General features: G+C 56.2%; 15 protein-coding genes. 8 read left to right on the forward strand and 7 right to left on the reverse strand.

Annotated elements, in window-relative coordinates; all coding sequences use genetic code 11:
• Positions 1 to 91: 91 nt before the first annotated feature.
• The 3 genes from M4951_RS00570 to carB form a co-directional block, all read right to left on the reverse strand.
• Positions 92 to 1,870: a hypothetical protein gene (locus tag M4951_RS00570; protein ID WP_262024537.1), complete on the reverse strand. Its 1,779-nt coding sequence runs from the start codon at positions 1,868 to 1,870 to the stop codon at positions 92 to 94.
• Positions 1,871 to 2,020: 150 nt separating this feature from the next.
• Positions 2,021 to 3,730: a hypothetical protein gene (locus M4951_RS00575; RefSeq protein WP_262024538.1), complete on the reverse strand. Its 1,710-nt coding sequence runs from the start codon at positions 3,728 to 3,730 to the stop codon at positions 2,021 to 2,023.
• Between the two features lie 96 nt (positions 3,731 to 3,826).
• Entirely contained in the window at positions 3,827 to 7,093 is a 3,267-nt protein-coding gene (carB, locus tag M4951_RS00580; protein WP_262024539.1) for a carbamoyl-phosphate synthase large subunit, read from the reverse strand.
• A 360-nt stretch (positions 7,094 to 7,453) separates the two neighbouring features.
• Between carB and M4951_RS00585 the strand changes: the two genes are divergently transcribed.
• From M4951_RS00585 to M4951_RS00600, 4 genes are all read left to right on the forward strand, one after another.
• On the forward strand, positions 7,454 to 8,008 hold the full coding sequence (locus M4951_RS00585) for a DNA-3-methyladenine glycosylase I (RefSeq protein ID WP_262024540.1): 555 nt from the start codon (positions 7,454 to 7,456) through the stop codon (positions 8,006 to 8,008).
• Positions 8,009 to 8,130: 122 nt separating this feature from the next.
• Positions 8,131 to 8,679, forward strand: a complete 549-nt coding sequence (locus M4951_RS00590; protein ID WP_262024541.1) for a cysteine hydrolase family protein — start codon at positions 8,131 to 8,133, stop codon at positions 8,677 to 8,679.
• Positions 8,680 to 8,972: 293 nt separating this feature from the next.
• A complete protein-coding gene (locus tag M4951_RS00595) occupies positions 8,973 to 10,388 on the forward strand; it encodes a dockerin type I domain-containing protein (protein ID WP_262024542.1) in 1,416 nt (471 codons plus the stop codon).
• A gap of 177 nt (positions 10,389 to 10,565) precedes the next feature.
• On the forward strand, positions 10,566 to 12,206 hold the full coding sequence (locus M4951_RS00600; protein ID WP_262024543.1) for a sensor histidine kinase: 1,641 nt from the start codon (positions 10,566 to 10,568) through the stop codon (positions 12,204 to 12,206).
• A 68-nt stretch (positions 12,207 to 12,274) separates the two neighbouring features.
• On the opposite strand, the gene M4951_RS00605 is transcribed toward M4951_RS00600, so the two are convergent.
• Positions 12,275 to 12,481 (reverse strand): SlyX family protein, encoded by a 207-nt coding sequence (locus M4951_RS00605; RefSeq protein WP_262024544.1) that lies wholly within the window; start codon positions 12,479 to 12,481, stop codon positions 12,275 to 12,277.
• Between the two features lie 308 nt (positions 12,482 to 12,789).
• On the opposite strand from M4951_RS00605, the gene tkt reads away from it, so the two are divergent.
• From tkt to M4951_RS00620, 3 genes are all read left to right on the forward strand, one after another.
• A complete protein-coding gene (gene tkt, locus M4951_RS00610) occupies positions 12,790 to 14,832 on the forward strand; it encodes a transketolase (protein WP_262024545.1) in 2,043 nt (680 codons plus the stop codon).
• 180 nt (positions 14,833 to 15,012) lie between these two features.
• The gene (locus M4951_RS00615; RefSeq protein ID WP_262024546.1) at positions 15,013 to 15,594 is read left to right on the forward strand and encodes an HdeD family acid-resistance protein; all 582 of its coding nucleotides are present in this window, start codon (positions 15,013 to 15,015) and stop codon (positions 15,592 to 15,594) included.
• 273 nt (positions 15,595 to 15,867) lie between these two features.
• Positions 15,868 to 18,216: a hypothetical protein gene (locus tag M4951_RS00620; RefSeq protein ID WP_262024547.1), complete on the forward strand. Its 2,349-nt coding sequence runs from the start codon at positions 15,868 to 15,870 to the stop codon at positions 18,214 to 18,216.
• Between the two features lie 141 nt (positions 18,217 to 18,357).
• Here M4951_RS00620 and M4951_RS00625 read toward each other — a convergent pair whose 3' ends face one another.
• From M4951_RS00625 to M4951_RS00635, 3 genes are all read right to left on the reverse strand, one after another.
• Positions 18,358 to 18,777: a response regulator gene (locus M4951_RS00625; RefSeq protein WP_262024548.1), complete on the reverse strand. Its 420-nt coding sequence runs from the start codon at positions 18,775 to 18,777 to the stop codon at positions 18,358 to 18,360.
• Between the two features lie 226 nt (positions 18,778 to 19,003).
• Entirely contained in the window at positions 19,004 to 19,609 is a 606-nt protein-coding gene (locus tag M4951_RS00630; protein ID WP_262024549.1) for a hypothetical protein, read from the reverse strand.
• A gap of 103 nt (positions 19,610 to 19,712) precedes the next feature.
• Positions 19,713 to 20,477 (reverse strand): hypothetical protein, encoded by a 765-nt coding sequence (locus tag M4951_RS00635; protein WP_262024550.1) that lies wholly within the window; start codon positions 20,475 to 20,477, stop codon positions 19,713 to 19,715.
• A 125-nt stretch (positions 20,478 to 20,602) separates the two neighbouring features.
• Here M4951_RS00635 and M4951_RS00640 point away from each other — a divergent pair, with 125 nt between their 5' ends.
• Positions 20,603 to 21,502 carry a hypothetical protein gene (locus M4951_RS00640; RefSeq protein ID WP_262024551.1) on the forward strand — a complete coding sequence of 300 codons (900 nt, stop codon included), beginning with the start codon at positions 20,603 to 20,605 and terminating at the stop codon, positions 21,500 to 21,502.
• The last annotated feature ends 52 nt before the right edge of the window (positions 21,503 to 21,554 follow it).

Raw genomic sequence — 21,554 nt, forward strand, 5'->3', positions numbered from 1 at the left:
CGCTGGCGTAATCGCCTAATGGAAGTAGCGCACCTACTTCGCGTCGGCCGTCGATCCTCGCAACAGGGTCGGCGGTCGTTTTGTTTCTTGATTACTCGGACGTCGTCTCTGGGCTCACGGCGGCCGGTTCGGTCGTTTGCGGTTCAGCCAGCGGCGGTTCTTCCCCTGTGGGCGTCTCTTCTAAAGGGAAATTGAATTCAATCTCGTCCGCCGGTTGATTCCAAGGCATGACGTCCGACAACGATTTCTTGGGCAGCGACAAGCGAATTATCTGATCTCCGTTGGGATAGATGCTGATCGAATCGCCGGTAATCCATTCTCCGGCGATAATTTCACCATCTTGCGAATTTCCGCCGTCATCCGTGCGATCTTGAAAGATGCCGTAGAGGAGATAGCCGGGCGGTCGCTTCTGATATTGCAACAGACCGGCCGAGTAAGGATCCTTCAGCAGCGCGGGATCAACGCGCTTGGCTAAAGGAGTTAACGTGTCAGGATAGTCGCCGGTTTCCACTTTGTACTTTTCGAGCGCGACGGCGACTCGCATGAGTTGCAGTTGGCCGTTGGTCCGCTCTTCGGCCAACACCGCTTGGGTGATGGCTGGCATCAACAGTCCCGCCAAGACTTTGGCGACCAACTCGCCGCGGGCCGATTGATTGAAGATCGCGCCGGTGACGCTGCCGGCGGTTACTGCGCCTTGCGTTTCGGCCGTGATGTCGATTTCCAGTTGTTCCATCGCCGCTTTGCGATCGTCGAGATTGTCGATTTCGGCGGTCGCGGCAATTCGATCGTACCATTGGTTCAACTTACGCAGCATCGCATTGCGATCGTAAGGCGCGTAGGTCAGCGAGTTTAACGATCCATCGCCGGAACCAATCGCAGCGTCGGCGTTGATTTCATGCGTGCTGAGAGAAATCGCCGCGTCGAGCCCGGCGATACGTTCCATCATGTTGATCGAAGGAGCCATCTCATCATACGGCTTGGTCTGGGCGAGAAACTGCTCGATCTCGTCGAGCAGCGCCGCATCGCATTGGCCGCTGTCGAGCAGGGTCGTTAGCTTGGCGAACGCCACGCCGCGAATCGCGTTGCAAACCAGCATTTCGATCAAACAGCCGGGTTTCGAATGGCAACGGCTGAGTGTGAAGATCGTTTTGATATCTTCCCACGCGTCGGTCGGACGGTTTTCTCCGATGGCCAACATGGCGCGAGCCGAAAGAGAGCGGGCCGCGTCGCGCTGATGCTGGACAGTCGGTAAGAGCGCAGCGATGAGCATTTCATACTTGTTATCAAGAAAGTTGGCCGACGGCAGAAAGAATTTTGGCCGCGCGTTCATCTCGTGCAGTTTGTCAAAGTGAGGAGCTTGATCATCGAGCCAGGCAGCCAGCGGCGGCAATTGATCGCGCGTCCAAGCGACTTCCAACGCCTCGGAAAGGATCTGGTCTGCATCGCGAGGGTCAAGTGGTTCAGCCGGACTGTTGGCCTGTTTTGTCGCCGCTTGCTGATTCACCCAATCGGCCGTCGCTTGTCGCACATCGGCGTTGTACAAAGAGTCCATGCCATCGGCGGCTGGTATCGGCATTTGTAACGCGTCGCAAACCAGCGATTGGTATTCTGGATCCAGTTCGCAAGGCCAGGTCGCTTGCAGGTAAGGGATCGCCGCGTTTTCTGCGGGCGAGACGTTCGCCGATTGCATCTCGACCAACGCTTTCTGGTAGTTGACCAATCCGTTGGCGCCTAGTGGTTCGGTCAAATAGGTCGTCTGCTTCGAGACGAGAATTGGCCCGGATGGTCCGGCGATGGTCCAAATGAGCAAAAAGACCGACAGCAAAGCAACGCCGCCAAAAATGAGCAGATAGATAGTCGACTTTTTCATGATAGGCCGAGGGAAGAGAGGTGTCGCAACGGGAGGCCAGCGCGATTCTAACAGCGCCATACAAAACAGGCCAACAAATCGGCTTGATAGGGATTCGGCAATGGAGAGGAGCGCTTGCGCAAATTCAGGCGTGAACGAATTAAAAATCGATCATTCTTTGGCGCCCGCTTCCGTCTCAAGCTCGATTGCAGCTGCGTCCGCTTCAACTTTCCACGGCGGCGGGTCGAGAAATGTGTTCTGCGGTTGTGGAAAGCGGATCACCCAATCGCCCTGGGGGTAGAGAATTATCGGGTCGCCGCTGATCCAATCGCCGGCGACAGTCATCCCATCGAGAGAAGAGCCGCCGTCATCGATTCGATCCAAGAAAAGGCTGTAGAGCAGATATCCCGGTTCGCGTCGCTCGTAACGGAATTGGCCAGTGGAGTAAGGGTCGTTTAACAGCGCCGGATCAATCCGATCGGTCAGCGCGGCGAGCGATTCGGGATAGACGCTTGTTTCGACCTTCAATTTTTCCAGCGCGACAGCGACGCGAACCAATTGCAATTGAACATTGGCCCGGTCTTCCGCCGAGGCCGCTTGCACCGACGCCGGCAGCAGCAGCGCCACGCAAATCTTGCCTATCATCTCGCCGCGGGCGGATTGATTGAAGATCGCAACGGCGATATTGCCGCTATCTTTGATCCCGGCGATTTCGGTTTGCAGGTCGGCGTCAAACTGATCGAACGCCGCCTGACGTTCTTCGAGATCGTCAAGTTCCATCGCCGCGACAAGTTGATCGTACCAGCGGTTAATCGTCTGCAGCATCGCATTCCGGTCATATGGAATCTTGGCGAGGGAATCGAACACCTCGTTGGACTCACCCAAGACGAGTTCGCTTTCGAAATTGCCGGCGCTCAGATTGGTCGCCGCATCAAGCGTACTGAAACGCTCGGAAATATTGATAACTCCCGGCATATCGTGGAATGGTTTCAGTTGATTCAAGTACTGATCAATCTGGTCAAGCAATTGCGCGTCGCATTGGCCGCTATTGAGCAATGTGCACAATTCATCACATGCCAAGCCGTGAAAGGCGCTGCCGAGCAATACGTCGATGATGAACACGGGCCGTGGATGGCATCGACTGAGCGTAAAGGTGGTTTTTATATCTTCCCAAGCGTCAGCAGGACGATTTTCGCCGATATTTAGCATCGCTCTGGCGCCAAGTGATCGCGTCACCTCCCGTTGCGCCTCGATTGTCGGCATTGAATAGGTGAAAAATGAGTCGTATTGATCATCCAGCAATGCGGGGTCGGGCAGGAAGAATCGGGGACGATCGTTCATCTCATGCAACTTCTCGAAATGCAGCGCTTGGCGATCAATCCAAGCGGCCAGCGGCGGCAATTGGGCGCGGGACCAGGGAGTGGAGTACGACTCGTTAACGGCGGCGATCGCTTCGTTTCTGGTGAGCGGCGTGAAGTTGCCGGCGCCTAGTTGCATGTCCTGCTGTTGATTGAGCCACGCGACGATTGGTTCAAGCGTTGCAGCATCTCCAGAGTGGACCAGCCCAGGCTCGCTTGGCAGCGACATTTGCAATGCGTCGCAAACGAGGATTTGCTCTTCCGGCGTCAGATCGCAAGGCCACATCGCTTGCAAGAAAGGAATCGCGGCGTTTTCTTCGGGCGCGACATCGGCGCCTTGGATTTCGAGGAGCGCTTTTTCGTAGTCGATCAAACCATTGCGACGCAGCGGCTCGGTCAGGTAAGTCGTCTGTTTCGAAAGCTGGATGGGCCTCGATGGTCCGGCGATAATCCAAACAAGGCAAAAGACGAAGAGCAAGACAACGCCGCTGATCAGCAGAAAATAGGTGGTCGATTTTTTCATGGAACGCGAGCGTGCTGACGAAACGCGAATGGCAAAGCCAGCGCGATTCTAGCAGCACGATCGCCAGAAGGCGAACATTCAGCGCATGTTACGGATTTACTGCTCGCCCATCTTTTGAAAGCGGTCCTGCAGCGAGAGCACGTTCATCTCGCCGTTGCGGAGCGCTTCCATCGCTTTGGCGGCGGCTTCAGCGGCTTGAATCGTCGTGATGCAGGGGACGCCGTGTTGTACGGCGGCGGCGCGGATGCGACCTTCGTCGGTGCGGGCTCCTTTGCCGCTGGGCGTATTCATCACCAGCGAGACGGCGCCGTCGATCAACAGGTCAAGCAAGTTCGGATGACCTTCGGCCAGCTTTTTGATTTGCTCGACCTTCAAGCCTTCTTCACGCAGTCGTTTGGCGGTTCCTTCGGTGCAGACCAGTTGGAAGCCAAGCGAATCGAGTCGTTTGGCGATCTCGACGATATGGTCTTTGTGTCGCGGTGAAACGCTGAGGAAGATTTTTCCATCTTCCGGCTGCGGCAGCAGAATGCCGGCCGCGAGTTGGCTTTTGGCGAAGGCGATCGAAAAACGTTCGCTGATCCCCATCACTTCTCCGGTCGAACGCATCTCGGGGCCGAGGACGATGTCGACGCCGCTGAACTTACGGAACGGGAAGACCGACTCTTTGATCGAGACGTGCGCGGGAATCGGTTCTTTGGTGATTCCCAATTCCGGCAGGGTCATGCCGGTCATCACTTTGGCGGCGATTTTGGCGACTTGCATGCCGGTCGCTTTGGCGACAAACGGCACGGTGCGGCTGGCGCGAGGATTCACTTCCAGCACATAGACGTTCATCTTGCCATCTTCTTGCTTGACGGCGAACTGCACGTTCATCAAGCCGATCACTTTCAGCTTGCGGGCCATCGCGACGGTCGCTTCGCGAATTTCATTCACGACCGGGCCAGGCAAGCTGTAAGGAGGAATCGAGCATGCCGAGTCGCCCGAGTGGACGCCGGCTTCTTCGATATGTTCCATGACGCCGGCGACAACGACGTTCTCGCCGTCGCTGATGCAGTCGACATCGACTTCGGTCGCATCTTCTAAGAAGCGGTCGATCAGCACCGGCTGACCTTGCGCGACGAGGAACGCCTCGGCGACGTAACGCTCGAACTGCTTGTCGTCGTAGCAGATTTCCATCGCGCGACCGCCGAGCACAAAGCTCGGACGAACCAGCGAAGGATAGCCGACCTTGGCCGACTCGGTGCGCGCCTGGGTCATGGTCCGCGCGATCGCATTGGCCGGCTGCTTCAGACCCAGCTGATTGAGCAACTGTTGGAACTTCTCGCGATCTTCGGCCGCTTCGATCGTGTCGACGCTGGTGCCGATGATCGGCACGCCGGCAGTCGCCAAAGCTCGCGCCAGGTTCAACGGGGTTTGTCCGCCGAACTGCACGATCACTCCGTCGGGCTGCACTTTGTCACAGATGTTCAGCACGTCCTCGGTCGTCAGCGGCTCGAAGAAGAGGATGTCGCTGGTGTCGTAGTCGGTGCTGACCGTCTCTGGGTTGCTGTTGACCATGATCGATTCGATCCCCAGTTCGCGTAGCGCGAAACTAGCATGGCAGCAGCAATAGTCGAACTCGATTCCCTGGCCGATCCGGTTGGGACCGCCGCCGAGAATCATTACGCGTTTCTTGTCCGGATTCTTCGCCGGCGTTTCGTCTTCGTCCTCGTAGGTCGAATAGAAATAAGGCGTGTACGCTTCAAATTCGGCGGCGCAGGTATCGACCGATTTGAACGTGGTGATCACGCCCAGTTTCTTCCGCTGTTTGCGAACTTCCAACTCACTGCTTCCCAGCAGCGTGGATAGTTGGCGATCGGAATAACCGAACTGCTTCGCTTCTTTCATCTGCGCGGCGGTGATCGCGCTCAGCGAGCCGATCGCGGCAAGTTCTTCTTCTTTTTCGACCAACTGTTGCAGCTGATCGATGAACCAGGGATCGATGAAGGTCAGTTGGTGGATCTTCTCCAGCGTCATGCCCGACTTGATCGCATACCGCAGATACCAGGGACGGTCGGCGTTGGGAGTGCTGAGTTTGGCCCGAATCTCGTCATCCGACGGCTGCTCTTCGGTTCCCCACAGATCTTTGCCGTCGCTGCCGAAGCCGAAGCGTCCGACCTCGAGCCCGCGCAGCGCTTTTTGAAACGACTCTTTAAAGGTGCGGCCGATCGCCATCGTTTCGCCGACGCTCTTCATTTGCGTTGTCAGCGTCGCGTCGGCTTCGGGGAACTTCTCAAACGCGAACCGCGGAATCTTGGTGACAACATAATCGATCGTCGGCTCAAAGCAGGCGAGCGTCTCGCGGGTGATGTCGTTCGGCAGTTCGTGCAGCAGATAGCCGACCGCTAGTTTGGCCGCGATTTTGGCGATCGGGAAACCGGTCGCCTTCGACGCGAGCGCCGAACTGCGACTGACGCGGGGATTCATCTCGATGACGATCATCCGGTCCGAATGCGGATCGTTGGCGAACTGAATGTTCGAGCCGCCGGTCTCGACGCCGATCTCGCGAATCACCGCGAGCGAAGCGTCACGCATCCGCTGGTATTCTTTGTCGCTGAGCGTCTGAGCCGGAGCGACCGTGATCGAGTCGCCGGTATGCACGCCGACCGGGTCAAAGTTTTCGATCGTACAGATGATCACGACGTTGTCGGCGACGTCGCGCATCACCTCCATCTCGTATTCTTTCCAACCGATCACCGACTCTTCGATCAGCACTTCGTTAACCGGCGATTGATCGAGCCCGTTGCGGACCAGCGAGTCAAACTCTTCTCGGTTGTAGGCGATTGCTGAGCCTGATCCGCCCATCGTGAAACTGGGACGAACGACGGCCGGCAGGCCGATCTCGTCGAGCACCGCGCGCGCTTCTTGAATCGTATGGACCGTGCCGCCGCGACAGACTTCGAGCCCGATCTTTTCCATCGCCGCTTTGAACTGTTCACGTTCTTCCGCTTTGGCGATGACGGCGGCGTTGGCGCCGATCATCTCGACGCCGTACTTTTCTAGTACGCCAAATTTGTCTAGATCCATCGCCAGATTCAACGCGGTCTGTCCGCCGAGAGTCGGCAGCAGCGCATCAGGACGCTCTTTGGCGATGATTTTTTCGATGATCTCCCACGAGAGCGGCTCGATGTAGGTGCGATCGGCCATGTCGGGATCGGTCATGATGGTGGCCGGGTTGGAATTTACCAACACCACCTCATAGCCCTCCTCTCGCAGCGCCTTGCAGGCCTGAGTGCCGGAGTAATCGAATTCGCAGGCTTGGCCGATGATGATCGGGCCAGAACCAATGAGCAGGATTTTCTTGATGTCGTCGCGTCGCGGCACCGTGGTCCCAGTTCTGTTGAAAGAGACAAAGTGGGAAAGATCGTTCCACCCTCTAGGGGCGGAGGTCTCGGCGTAAAATCCCTCCAATTTAAACCCAGGAAAGAGCCGGTTACAAGCGGGAGGAGCAAGGGAAAGGGGCGAGAATTCCCGCGAACTGCAACCGAAGGAGCAAAATCGAGTTTCGGCTAAAAATGGGGTCAGGTCCCAATTTCGCCGCGAAATTGGGACCTGACCCCATTTTTAGCGTCCCAGCAAACGTGTAACGCTCGGCGGCGGCGATCATCCGAAGCAGTGCAGCCGAGGGCCGGGCAAAAGCCTAAAGCGTTCTGTTCAAGTCTAAAATCATCCAAGATTGATCCGATGCCAAAACGATGCAAATGGGCTGACAGCAATGATTTGCTAGGCGCCTATCACGATGAAGAGTGGGGAGTTCCCGAGTATGACAGCCGAGCGCTGTGGGAAAAATTGATGCTGGACGGGTTCCAGGCCGGCTTGTCCTGGTTGACCATTTTGCGCAAACGAGACGCTTTTCGCGAAGCGTTCGCCGGGTTTGATCCCGCGTTGGTTGCGCGGTTTGGCAAACGAGACATCAATCGCCTGCTGGGCAACGCCGAAATCGTCCGCTCTCGCGCCAAAATTGAATCGACGATTCAGGGGGCTCGTATTTATCTGGCGATGCAGGAGTCGGGCGAAGATTTCTCGACGTTCGTCTGGAAACTGGCCGGAGGAAAACCGATCCGTAACACCACCGGAATTGTGCCGACGAAGACGCCGCTCTCCGAATCGATCTCGAAAGAGTTCAAACAGCGCGGCTTTAAATTTGTCGGACCGGTGATCGTCTATGCCTGGATGCAGGCGACCGGGATCGTCAACGACCATGCGGCCGATTGTTTTCGGCGGAAGGCGATTAAGTAAGTAGCGGCGCGGCGAAGAGGAAACTCTTTGACTGCCTGGATACGCCGCGATATCGTGACGTCAAGGTTTGCAGACGCTTAGTGGATGTGGTGAGCAGGCAAACATCGTAAAAAGGCGAGAATATGGCGAAGTATGCGCTGATCGTGATCGATATTCAAAACGACTATTTTCCGGGTGGTCGCTGGACTTTGAGCGGGATGGATCAAGCTGCCGACAATGCGGCGCGACTTTTGAACGCTGCCCGGGAGTCGGGAGATCTGGTAGTGCATATCCGGCACGAGTTTCCGACCGCTGATGCGCCGTTCTTTGCTCCTAATTCCGTTGGCGCACAGATCCATCCCAAGGTGCAGAGCTTGGAAGGCGAGCCGGTTGTGTTGAAGCATGACATCAATGCCTACCGCGAAACCGAGCTGAAATCGATTTTGGACAACGCCTGCATTGAGAAGGTGGTGATTTGCGGTGCGATGAGCCATATGTGCGTGGATGCAGCGACGAGGGCTTCCTACGATTTTGGCTACCATTGCACGGTGGTGCATGACGCTTGCGCGTCACGTGATCTCAAATTCAACGGAGTTCATGTCCCCGCCGCTCAGGCCCATGCCGCATTCATGGCGGCACTGCAATTTGGCTATGCGACTTCGGTCTCTACCGAAGAGTTTTTGGCCAGTTAAGGCAAGAGCACTCGGCGGATTGGGGCAGTTAGACGCTGCATTCGCCGCACGCACCCATCGCGGTGGGGGCTTGTCGCCCCTTGCGGGAACCCGAAGGGCGGTTATGTAAGATTTTCAAGAAAATCCCTCCAGACCGTTTCAATCCCCCCACATTGTACTTATAACGGAGTACACGGTCACAGGATGAGGGCAAGCGCGGGCCACAGACCTCCCTGAAACCTCACACCTCGGCGTACGGACGGAACACCGGCGTCTCAGGCAACCTCCTCACATTCTGGGCAAGCAACATCGCCATGTGGCGACCTCAAGGCGGAAATCCTCTGCGTGTCCGACGTATTCATGTACGTCGAGGCGCATCAATCGAGTCGCTCGAAGTTCGAGCGATGCTCGCCGCCGACGCGTTCTTAGACCCCAACTTTGCGCCGGCTGACGATATCGACACGCCGCGGTCACCGGCGGCCAATTTCGGACCACGTCAGTTCGAGTTGGAAGGAGAGCAGGTCGATCCGGCTCCCGTTCTCTTGCACTTTAGCGTCGTTACGGACCCCACCGAGTTTTCCGATGCCGATCACGGCAGCGTTGAGCAATTGCCAGAGAGCATGCTCCGCACCCACGAGTGGGATCGTTATTTTGTCGAAGTTTGGGTGGAATCGGGCGAATCGGTCGACGATATGTCGGTCGACCTAAATTATCAAACCGAGATTGCGACTCCGCGTAATGTGACCTTTGGACCAGCGTTCGCCGGCGGCCAGTTTTCGGTCGACGACGAACTTGGTGAGCTGCGCAATCTTACGGCGCACGCCCAGCCGCCGACCGCAGGTGCTGGGCCCGCTGAGGGATTGGTATTGTTTGCTCGCATTGAATTTGGCGCGGACTTGAACCGAGACAACGTCGAGCTCGACTTCGAAACGGGAACAGTTGGTCCTCATTCGCTGGAACTTGATATGGTTCGCAGCACGGCGATGACGTCGGAGGGGAACGCGCTGGAGGTGCATTCCGCCGAAACGCCCGAGTTTGGGCTTGTTCCGGTGATCTACGATCTGAATGACGATCAATCGATCAATCTGATTGATTTGTCGATGATGATTCGCACGCTCGGCCATACGGCAAGCGAACCAAACGGTGAGGCGACCTGGTACGCCGACGTCAACAAAGATTACGTCGTGTCGCTCATCGACATGTCTTACATGATTCGGAACTTGGGCAAGAACTGGGGTTCGGAAGAGATCCAGTTTCCGGCGAACTATCCCGAGGCCTGGATCACGGAAACCACGGTTGGCGGCGAGGAAGGGCCTGGCGGCGGAACGGATCCCGGCGATGAGGGAGACCCCGGCGATGGTGGTCAGAATGACCCGCCGCTGCGTTTTGTTCCCATTGATGTTGGCGGCAACCGGTTGGCGCCAGATCCAGCGATGTTGTTGGCCCTGCAGGCGCTGTTGCAGGTCGAGTTCATTTTTCCGGTCGGGTTCGACTTTACCCTGCTACAAGGGAATGTCTCCTATTCCGATGGAGACAACGACGGCGACAAAGAGACGCTACTGCAGATTGAAGTCGACGATCAGTTGTTTGAGACGGAAATCGAAATCGAAATCATGACTGAATTGATCGACAGTGATGAGCTGTGGAGCGATTGGTCAGGCGCCGTCAGCAGTTATTTTGGGGAAGTTGTCGCCGGTTTGAAGGATCTCTTCCTGAACGACGAAGAGTAAGCTTGGCAGTCTCGCTGCGCTCTCGCCAGCTAATTCACCGCCTTCGACTCCAGTTTTCTCTTTGGCGCAGTTTTGGAAATTGCGGGTATCCCCATTCCTAAAATCTTCGCTTCGTGATTTTTGTTGTACAGGCTAGACTTCGGCAAACAAGAATCCTGTGCGCGATGACTTTGCCTGATGGAAATTACTGACGAATTTGAACGACTGCGCCGATCCGACGAGATTTTGCGCACGACCATTCTGCAAATCGGTGAGCAGTCGGGGCTCCCTTATTTGCAGTCGCTCGTTAACTCATTGGGAGCGGCGTTCGAAAGTAAGCTGGCCTTTGTCGGACAATTGTCGCCGCAGGATCGAACAAAAGTGCTGGTCTTGTCCCATTGGGAACGAGACGAACATCTTCTGCCCGAGGATCTGATCTACGATCTGACTGATACGCCTTGCGAACAGATTGCATGCAACTGCCTGGCGATTTATCGAGACGATGTCCAACAGCAGTTTCCCAAGGACGCAATGCTGCAAGATTTTGGCTATGTCAGCTACGCAGGTGCGCCGCTAACCAATTCGCGCGGCGAAGTTATCGGATTGCTGTCGTTGTTGAATGATAAGCCGTTTGACGACATCGAGATGATCACGTCGATGTTAAAGCTATTCGCCTCAGGCGCCGGCAAAGAACTGGAGCGAAAAACGGCGGAATCCGATTTGCAAGAGAACGAGCGTCGTTTGCAATTGATTGTTGATCTGACCAATGACGTGGTCTGGGATTGGGATATTGTAAACGACACAATCAGCTACTCCGATCACATTTTTGAGACGCTAGGATACACAGCCGAAGAATTGGGATCGCAGCGGAAGACGATTTACTCGTTAATGCATCCCGCCGATCTGGAGGAACACCAAGCTTGGCTTAACGATTATCTCGCGAGCGCCGAGGGAGGGGAATTCTCCTTAGAAGTGCGGCTTCAAGCCCGTGACGGCCGCTATCGATGGATTCAGACTTCCGGCATGCTAATACGCAACGAAAAAGGGGAACCGACCCGAATGCTCGGCGCGTTTACGGATGTCTCTGAAGCGAAAGAAGCCGAGGTGGAACGCGAGCGACTAATTTCGGAGTTGGAATACAAAAACTCAGAGCTGGAGCGGTTCACCTATACCGTTTCGCACGAACTGCGCAGTCCGCTCGTGACGCTCAGCGGTTTTGTCGGCGTGCTGGAAGAGGATATCGAACTCAACGATGCGGAAGCAGTCAAGCAAGATTGTCATGAGATCATGCTGGCGGTTCGCAAAATGGGAACGCTGCTCGACAACCTGTTGGAATTGTCGCGCGTCGGTCGCGTTTTGGATCCCCATGAAATTGTTCCGCTGCACGACTTGGTGCAAGAGTCGATGTCTCAGTTGCAAGCGCGTATCAAGAGCGCCGGCGTCAAGATCATTATCAACGACACGCTGCCGACGATCAGCGGTGATCGGGTCCGCTGGCAGCAAGTGTTTCAAAACCTGCTAGAGAATGCGGTCAAATATCGGAACTCGCAAAACCCTTCGATTGAAATCGGCGTGATCACCGGCAAAGACCGCCCGCCGACGATTTATATTAAAGACAATGGAATCGGCATCGATCCGAAGTTTCATCAGCGCGTTTTTGGATTGTTTGAAAAGCTCGACCCGCGCACCGAAGGGACCGGAGTCGGACTGGCGCTGGTGCAGCGGATTATTCAATTGCAGGGAGGACGTATCTGGCTGGATTCGCCGGGGCAAGGGCAGGGATGCACCTTCTACATCGAACTGCCCGCGGTCGAACCGCAACCGACGGAAGCAAGCTAGTCGTTCATCGCACAACTCACAGAGTCGTAGTTCTCGGAGATCGTCTAGCCCTGATGCCGCCGCAATGATTAATAGTGCGGCGGGCGTTCTTCGTCAGGGCTGCGCTTCTCTGTCATCTGTTCCCGAACATCGCGCAGTTCGTTGGAGAACTGCTGGCAGTGTTTGGTTACTTTGTCGAGTTGGTTCGCTTGCTGAACAACCACTTCGTTGAGGACGCGGAGCGTCTCTTCGAGATAGGTCACCAGCTCTTCCAAGCGTTCAATACGTTGTTCCATCTGCAGGACTCGTTGGTTTTCAGGTCAGAATCAACAATTGGTAATTAGAGGGGAGGCCCCAAAAATAGTGGTCCGAAGCGGCGAATTCAAAGGGGTGGGAAGTTAATGCTCCGCTTTCACCACCATTAAGGTCCAAAGAAAGCCTTCTTTTGGCGGGTTCGGCATCGTTGACGCTTCGCTTTCAAGACCGGTACAATGGCCGGTTTGCGGAAGGAGTGCGCCGTTGTGCGCTCCGTCCGGTCGATCGTTGCAAGCTTCCGCTGCGATCACCCCTACTTATTCTACTGTCACGCGAGAATTGAAGCCGAATGTCCGTTTCCACAACCAGCATCGAACAGCTAACGATCAACGCCATCCGTACTTTGTCGATGGACGCCGTTCAGGCGGCTAATAGCGGTCACCCCGGCACGCCGATGGCGCTTGCTCCGGTCGCCTACACGTTGTGGTCAAACCATTTAAACTACGACCCCAACTATCCCCGTTGGGCGGGACGCGATCGCTTCGTCTTATCGTGCGGTCACGCGTCGATGCTAATCTACTCGCTGCTGCATCTGGCCGGCGTGAAGAGCAAAAATGGCGGCGACGAATTGTCGGTCAAAATCGACGACATCAAGCGGTTTCGTCAATTGCATAGCCCATGCGCCGGTCACCCGGAAAGCTATGAAGTCACCGGGATCGAAACGACGACCGGTCCCCTTGGCCAAGGCGTAGCGAACAGCGTCGGCATGGCGATGGCCGCCGAGTACGAGCGTACCCGCTACAACCGTCCCGGCCATGACGTGTTCGGCTATGACGTTTACGCGATGTGTAGCGACGGCGACTTGATGGAAGGGGTCGCTTGCGAAGCGGCGTCGATCGCTGGTCACTTGAAGTTGTCGAACCTTTGCTGGATCTACGACGACAACCATATCACGATCGAGGGTGACACCGAACTCGCGTTTAGCGAAGATGTCGCGACTCGCTTTGAGGGACTCGGTTGGCACGTTGTCAAGGTTGCCGACGCGAATAACCTGGGCTTGTTGAACGCCGCTTACGATTCTTTCAAAGCGACCGAAGACAAACCGACCTTGATCATCGTGCGCAGCATCATCGCCTGGGGTGCGCCGACGATGGCCAACACGCATGGCGCTCACGGCGCTCCATTGGGGGAAGCGGAAATTGCTGCGACCAAAGAAGTCTACGGCTGGGGCTACGACAAGTTTGTTGTGCCAAGCGAGACGACCGATCACTTTGCCGAAACGATGGGCGCTCGCGGAGCGACGGCTCGCACCGATTGGGAAGCGAAATTCGCGGCTTATGAAAAAGCGTTCCCAGCCGAAGCGAATGAGTGGAAGCAGATCATGTCAGGCGATTTGCCGACCGAGTGGGACGCTGAACTGCCGGAGTTTGACGCCAATCCGAAGGGAGTCGCGTCGCGCGCTTCCGGCGGACAGGTGCTCAACGCGATCGCCAAGAGCGTACCAAGCTTGCTGGGCGGTTCGGCCGACTTGGAGCCTTCGACCAAAACCGGTTTGAAGTTCCCCGGCGCCGGCAGTTTTTTGGCCGACGACCACAGCGGCCGTAACATGCACTTCGGCATTCGCGAACATGCGATGGCCGCGATCGCCAACGGCTTGTGCTTGTCGGGGTATCGTCCCTTCATCTCCACGTTCTTTGTCTTTAGCGACTATTTACGTCCGTCAATGCGATTGTCGGCGATCATGGGATTGCCGGTGCTCTACATCTTCACGCACGATTCGATCGGCGTCGGCGAAGATGGACCGACCCACCAGCCGGTGGAGCACCTGACGGCGATTCGCGCGATTCCAAACATTGCGGTCTTCCGTCCGGGCGACGCCAACGAAGTGTCGCAGGCCTACAAAGCGGTGATGGAACTGACTGATCGTCCGTCGGTGATCGTCCTCACTCGTCAAAACCTGCCGACGTTGGATCGTGAAAAATATGCTTGCGCCAGCGGAACCACCCGCGGCGGATATGTGTTGGCCGATTGCGGCGGGACGCCGGAAGTGATTTTGCTGGCGACCGGCAGCGAACTGTCGCTGGCGGTGGAAGCGTTCGAAACGTTGAAGGCCGATGGGGTAAAAGCTCGCTTGGTCAGCATGCCGTGCGCCGAGTTGTTCGAGAAACAAGACGCCGCCTACCAAGAAAGCGTGCTTCCCAGCAGCGTGGTCGCTCGCGTGGCGGTCGAAGCAGGCGTTCGCCAGTCGTGGGATCGATATCTCGGTTTCCGCGGCCGCTTTGTCGGCATGAAAGGGTTTGGGGCCAGCGCTCCGGCAGAAGAGCTCTTCCCGTACTTTGGCATTACGGTCGAAAACGTCGTGAAAGAAGCGAAGGCTTCGATCGCCGGCTAGAGCCGCTAGGGCAATCGCTAAAATCGACAAAATCCTCGGCCTTGGCCGGGGATTTTTTTTGCGCACTTCGGCACGCAGTTACCGCCTGGCGCCAAAACGGCGGCTACAGTCGTAATAGCGATATTGTCAAACAATCGAACAACGTACCCCCCTCATTTTGTAATCGGGAGCTTTCGAGCTATGTCAAACGAAACCAATTTGCCGTCGGAGATCCGCCATGAACTGCACGACTTACGAAAAGAATGGTGCTGGTTCCTCTTTCTCGGCATCGGCCTGATCGTGCTTGGCCTCGTAGCCTTGGGTTCTTCATTCATTACTTCATTGGCGGTCATCGTCTTTTTCGGTTTGCTGATGGTGGTTGGCGGTGCTGCTCAAATCGCCAGCGCATTTTGGGCGGGTCGCTGGAGCGGCATGGTGCTGCATCTTCTAATGGGCATTTTTTACGCGGTTGTCGGGATGTTGATGATTGACGCTCCGATCGAAGCGCTGCAAGCGGTCACGCTGCTGATCGCCGCCTTCTTGCTGGTTGGCGGGCTCTTCCGCATCGTCGCGGCGTTGACGATTCGCTTCCCGGCTTGGGGCTGGCAGATGCTTTCCGGCGCGATCAGCGTGTTGTTGGGCTTGATGATCAACAAAGGCTGGCCTGATAACTCGCTCTTCATCATCGGCATGTTTCTTGGAATTGAATTGATTTTCGCCGGTTGGTACTGGGTGATGCTGTCGATCGGCATTCGCAGTTTGCCCGAGTCGCCAGCCGCGTAGTCTCTTGTTAATACATTTGCAGCGGCTGATCCGAAGGGCCGGCTGTAGCGATTTTAACGGCGTCGGCTAATTGCGACGCCGTTTTGCTGCGCATGCGGATCTCCGTTGTTGCCGGAAATCATCCGTCGAGAATCGACGCTCCTGCGAATGACGACCTAATCTATAGAAGCGTAGACGAATTTACGCAGAGAGACTCGAGGCGGTCGCTTCCTGGGCCGAAGCGCCGAGTCACCCGAATCCTGTCGTGGAATCATGGAAGACGTAAATCCCCAAGTGAGCAAATCTCCTCTCGATGACCTGGCGACTGCCATCGGCCGTCAGCGCGATCGTGCGCGGACCGTATTGACCGAGCGACGACAGTCGCTCGAGCAGATCGAACTTCGAATCCTGCAACAGTTGAAGACGGTCACTGACGGGTTGCAGAGCAAAGAACAAACGCTTGAAGGACAAGCGGGCGAACTCTCTGCGACCACCGAAAAGCTGCAATGCGATTCGGCCGATCTGACCGCTTCCGTCGCAGCGTTCCAACAGCAACAAACGCAATGGCAGGCCGAACGGCGACAGCGTGAGCAAGAGCAACAATCCCGACAGGACGAGCTGAACGAGCTTGCCGCTCAATTGGCCGAAAGGGAGCAAGCGCTCCAGCAACGTCAGCAACAATTCTCAGAGCAGTGCGGCGAATCAGGCGAACTGCAGAAATCACTGGCCGAAGCGAACAGTCGCGCCGACGATCTTCAGGCGAAGCTGCATCAGGCCGAACACGAAATCGCCCGCGTCCGTCTGGACGCCGAGAGTCGCGCTGAAAGCCTGCAAGCGAAGCTGCAGAAAACCGAACAAGAAGTCGCTCGCATCAATCAAGAGGCGGATGATCTGCGTGGAGATCGCGAAGCCCATGTCGCCCAGCGAGAGCGTCTGACTGCCGATTGCGAATCGTTGCGAACCGAGTTGGGCGTCGCCCGCAGTGAAGTCGTCCAAGCCGAGAAGAAGCAAAGCGAACTCGCAAGTCGACGCGATCAACTTCAATCCGAACAAGAGTCGCTGAATAACGAACTAGCGACCGCTCAGTCGCAGCGTGATGATTTCCGTCGACAATACGAAGACTTGCAAAGTCGCGTTGGACAATCGGAAGTCGACGCCCAGTCGTTACGCGATCAGCTTGAAGGGGCGCGCAAATCGCAGCACGAACGCGCCGCGGAAGTCGCTCAGATCGCCGCCGAGCGCGACTCCCTTCGGAGCGAACTAGAAACGCTGCGACAACAATCGACCGCCGAACTCCAGCAAGCAGGCGATCTTTCCGCCAAGCTGCTGGCGGCCCAAAAGTCGTTGGCCGAGATGCAGTCGCAATCCGATCAGCTATCGGAGCAAATCGCGGCTCTCCAGCAGCAGCAAGCCGTTTCGGCTGCTGCGCAGAAGCAGGCTGAAGATTCGCTACTCGTAAAAGAGCAAGAACTGCACACGTTGCGTGAACAATTAACGCACGCCCAATCAGATGCGTTAGGGCAGGAAGAGCTTGCCGCGAAACTGGAGAGTGTGGAGGCGGAACGAGACGAACTGCGCCAACAGTTGCAAAGTCGTGACAGCGAACGATCTGGTTTGAACGACGAGTCCGACAAATTGCGGATTGAAAACGAAGATCTTCGTCATCAGCTCGACGAAATCCAGGGCGAACTGAAAAGCCAGCTCGATGCGTCGCAAGTGGCGCTCTTCCAAGCACGCGGCGATTCTGAGCAGATTCGCGAACAAGTCGGCTCGCTCCGTCGACAATTGGAAGCGGAGCAAGAGAAGTCGGCGGCGCTTGAGAAAGAAAACGAGCGAATCGCGGCCGAAGCCGGATCAGGGGAGTCGAGCGACGAACAGACGGCGGAACTTCGCCGCGACAAAAATGACCTGCTCGAAAAAATCAGCGACCTGCAGAGACAACTGCAAGAAGGTGGGTCCGGCGAAGCCGAGGCCGATGCGGAAGAAATCGAGAAACTGAGGCGGCGTCTGCAAATGTCGCTCGATGATTTAAAAGAAGCCAAAGCGGCCAATGCCGAGCTGGAAGCGAAACTGAAGAAAGCGGGACCGCCTGGACCTCAAACCGCCGCCAATGACGACGGCATGGATTGGGAAGCGACCAAGCGTCGGATGTTGGCGCAGCTGGAAGCCGACTACGACGAGGATCTGGACGAAGATGAGCGGCGCGAAAAGATGAAGATCGAAGAAGCGATCACCAGCACCGATCGAGCGATCAAAGTCAAAGAAGAAGAGCTGGCGGAACTCCGTAAAAAGTTGGACGAGTCGCAACAAGGCAACGCCGCCGCCGCCAACGGTTTGGCGATGGGCGCCAACGCGATCGCCGAAATGCTCGATCAAGACGAGCTGGTGAAACAGGAACGTGAGAACCTGAAAAACTTGCAAGCGCAATGGAAAGACAAGCTGCGAAAAGCGGAAGTCGACATCTCCGTCGAGCGAGCGAAGATCGCTCGAGAACGGGCCGAGCTAGAAGACAAATTACAGCGTCTGGAAAATGAGCGGGAAAAACTCAGCAAGCTGAACCCGTCGACCGGCAACAAAGGGGACGACAAGCCGACGCGCGGCAACTGGCTCTCGCGGTTGGGACTGAAAGACGGCGACGGTTAGCGCGGCGCGATTGAATCGCACAAAGACCAGCGACATTGAAGGGCGGTTTTTTCGCTCCTCAAGCGACCAAGAAACAAAAAAACGCAGGCGGCGCCCCTGCCGCCCACGTCATTATAATCGCCCAGTCTGCCCCTGTGGCGATTATGTACGCAGGTCCGTGTATTTTAAGGTGAAGGCCAACGGCCGTCTCGCCGAGCGTCGCATCAGCGTGTGATTGACAAGCTCACGAAGTTGTCTTGGTAAATATGGCTTTGCTAAAAAGTCGCAACATCCAGCGTCTCGCCAGTCGTTGATCAGTTCGGCTTCGGATCCAGCGCTAACCGCGACGATGGAGCGGCGGAAACCGAGCGTTCTCAATTCCTGGGTGACTTCAATGCCGTTAAGCGTTGGAAGTTCGTAATCGACGAGGATGATGTCAAACACTTCGCCGCCAGCGACTTGCTCTAATGCATCCAGGCCATCATCGACAATTTTGACGACGTAGCCGTTTTTGCGCAAGATCGTCGCCGCGAGGAGTTGATCGAGCGGGTTATCTTCGATAAGTAAAACGCGTCTGTCCAAAGGTTCTTCGCGACTGAAGGGAGTTTGGAACTTCGGCAGCGATACACGATGTATCGTGCTTGTGTACCGCAAACCTAGAATGTTTTGCTTGGCGCAAGCCTGCAAAATCAGGGATTTGCGGAGAACCGTGAAGAGGGGGGGTGTTGCGGTGAAACCGCAACGGCCGCTATTCTCCCACTCACTGTGTGAGAGAGCCGTTTGTGGATTTGGAAATGGACGAGCGACTTTAACGATTGCCTTCGTACAAATCGTCTCCTTCTAGCGATTGGCGCTGAACGACGGGATGCTCTAAAAAAGGAGCCTTTGCGCCAGCGATTTGAAAGACGCCGTCGGTGTGGCTAGTTGCTTTGAAGTGCTCGCCGCAAATAATCAGCCCAACAATTCCAGCGAGAAACAGCAGCACGCAGACTCCAGCCAGGGCGCCGCTTTCTAACCCGATCGCCAAAATTGTGCAGCCCAGCAGCGCTAGCCAAATCAACGAAACGATAGCGATCTTCGTTTTGCGGCGGCCGTTACAGTTTGGGCAAAGCGCATAGTCGATCTGCAGCGGCTTGCGGATCAGCATCGATCCGATCACGACAAAGATGGGCCCCGCCAAAAGCAGTAAAAAGATCCAAGGAGGCGTCCAATAGATCTTCCGGTCGAAGCGACGGCCTTCGCATGCGTCTTCTCCGCAGTGGATGCAGACATGGGGGAGTTGGATCGGCGTGCGGGCTTCCAGCTTGTTTCCCCGCACGCGGTAGCCTGTTTCGGCGACCGAGACGTTCACGTCAGCCATCGGAGATGCGAATGGATTCATCTCTGGCACGATGATCGTTTCGTCGCTGGCCATCGTCGTTTCCTTGGACATGGTCTGAATTGTCTGCTTCTAAACTAAGGATAACGGGAGCTTCGCGCGATATTCAACTGTCTCTTCCCGCGAAAGTTGCGTCCGCCTAGCCGGCAACCCCTTGGATCGTCAGCAACCAGGTCGCAAGATTCTCGAAGCGAGCTCGGTCATAGTTTGACTCTTTGGTCGAATTCATCCCTTGGTTCAACTGCGAAAAACCGGGACCGATGACGGCGTTATCGCAGCGCGACTGAATGATCTCCGCCAGAGTGCGGAAATTGGTTTCGCGGCTCGGAACGACTGGAATGCCTGCTTTGCGATAGGCGAACGCGTTGCGATCAATCCGCATCCGAATCAATGGATCGCGGCAGAGGATTTCGAGATAAATGGTAATGGACGTTCGCGGGCGTGAAGAGAGGGACGCGGTGCTGGAGTTCGTTTCGGCGTAAAGTTGTGAGTCATGCGGATCGAGTTCCAGCGTGCCGGTCTTGCGGACGAACTCGGGCACGATATCGAGCAAAAAGAACTTCTCCCAGGGAATACGACCGGTCCAGCGCGGCACGTCGACCACAAATGCGTCATTTTCGAGGATCGCGCTTTTCAGCGGATAGCGCGGAGGCGCGGGGACTTCAACCAGTTTGTTTTCGCCGACCACACGAACGGCGATATCGGCGCGGCCCAGTGCTGCGGCCGCTTCGAGCGCCTCTTTTTCGGAAAGATTCCGGAGCAATACGCCGGGGCGTCGATGAAGCGTTTGAAGAAACTCAGCCGGGATCTCGCCGCTGAACGGAGCGAGAATCGCAGCGGCGTCTCTCACCGAAAACTGGGCGTCAGGATCACGCAGCAGGGCGAATTGCGGTTGGTCGTTCATTCTAGCCCCTCATCGATCGGAACCATTTGTTTGTATCACAAATTTCTGGCCTCGGCGCGACCAAAGCGAGAGTTTTGCCGCCGAGTTGCGTATATTGAAAGGGACCAATGGACCAGGATCGCCTGATGAGTCAGTTCGCTTACGACGCCGAATCAACGCTTGCCGTGCAAAAGCGCGCAGCCGCCCCATGGCGGACACCTGCGTTCGTCTTGTTCTATGGCGCGGCGATCGTCGCCCTGATCGCCATCCTGGCTTGCTGGCCCAATTCCCATGTCATCTTGCTGAGCTCGGGCCTCTTCTCATTCGTCTGGCGAGTCGCTGTTCCCGTAATCGCCGCTTTTGTCGCGATTGGTTGCTATTTGCTAGTAATGGCTCCCAGGCGATGCTGGGCGACTTTGTTGATATTAGCGGTCTCTCATGGGATGGTCGGTGGAATCGCCTATTGGATTCTCTGGCGGGATAACCCTGGCATGGCGAACAGTTTGTTTGGTCAGATTGCGATTGTTTTCTGGTTGGTGCTCGCCATTCTGTCAGTGGCGCTCGCCTACTGGAATCGTCGTCGCTGTTGGCGTTTTCAGCGCATCAGTAGCGACGAACCAGCGTCGCCGCCGCGAATGTCGCTGCCGATGTCTCCGGTCGATTACCTGTTCCTCGCGGCAATTCTGGTGGCGATGGGAATGTTTCAAAAATGGGCGAGCGGTCCCATGGCCGAGGCGCTGCCTGCGAGTATTGTGGTTATCACCATATTGGCCGGGATGGTCCGCATCGGACTTGCCCCGGCGAGACGCGGATTTTCTCCCACCGCGTTGATCATAACCGGGCTCATCTGCCTGGCGGCGGCTTGCCTGTGCGGCTGGTATTTCTACCCGCGGCAAATCACTCTTCTATTTGTAATGCTCGGTATCCCAATCACTTTGTGGAGCGGCGTTTTGCTGGCGCTGCGCGGCGACGGATACCGTTTGGTGCGAGACTATTCCGTCATTGCCGACAAAGACCCCATCGCCGAGCCGGATCCGCTAGCATGACGCGTGCTAGTCACCCTTTACAGCGGCTATTTGCTTTGCCACGATTGCTTAG

It is taken from the genome of Blastopirellula sp. J2-11, from assembly GCF_024584705.1.
In the GTDB taxonomy this organism is placed as follows: domain Bacteria; phylum Planctomycetota; class Planctomycetia; order Pirellulales; family Pirellulaceae; genus Blastopirellula.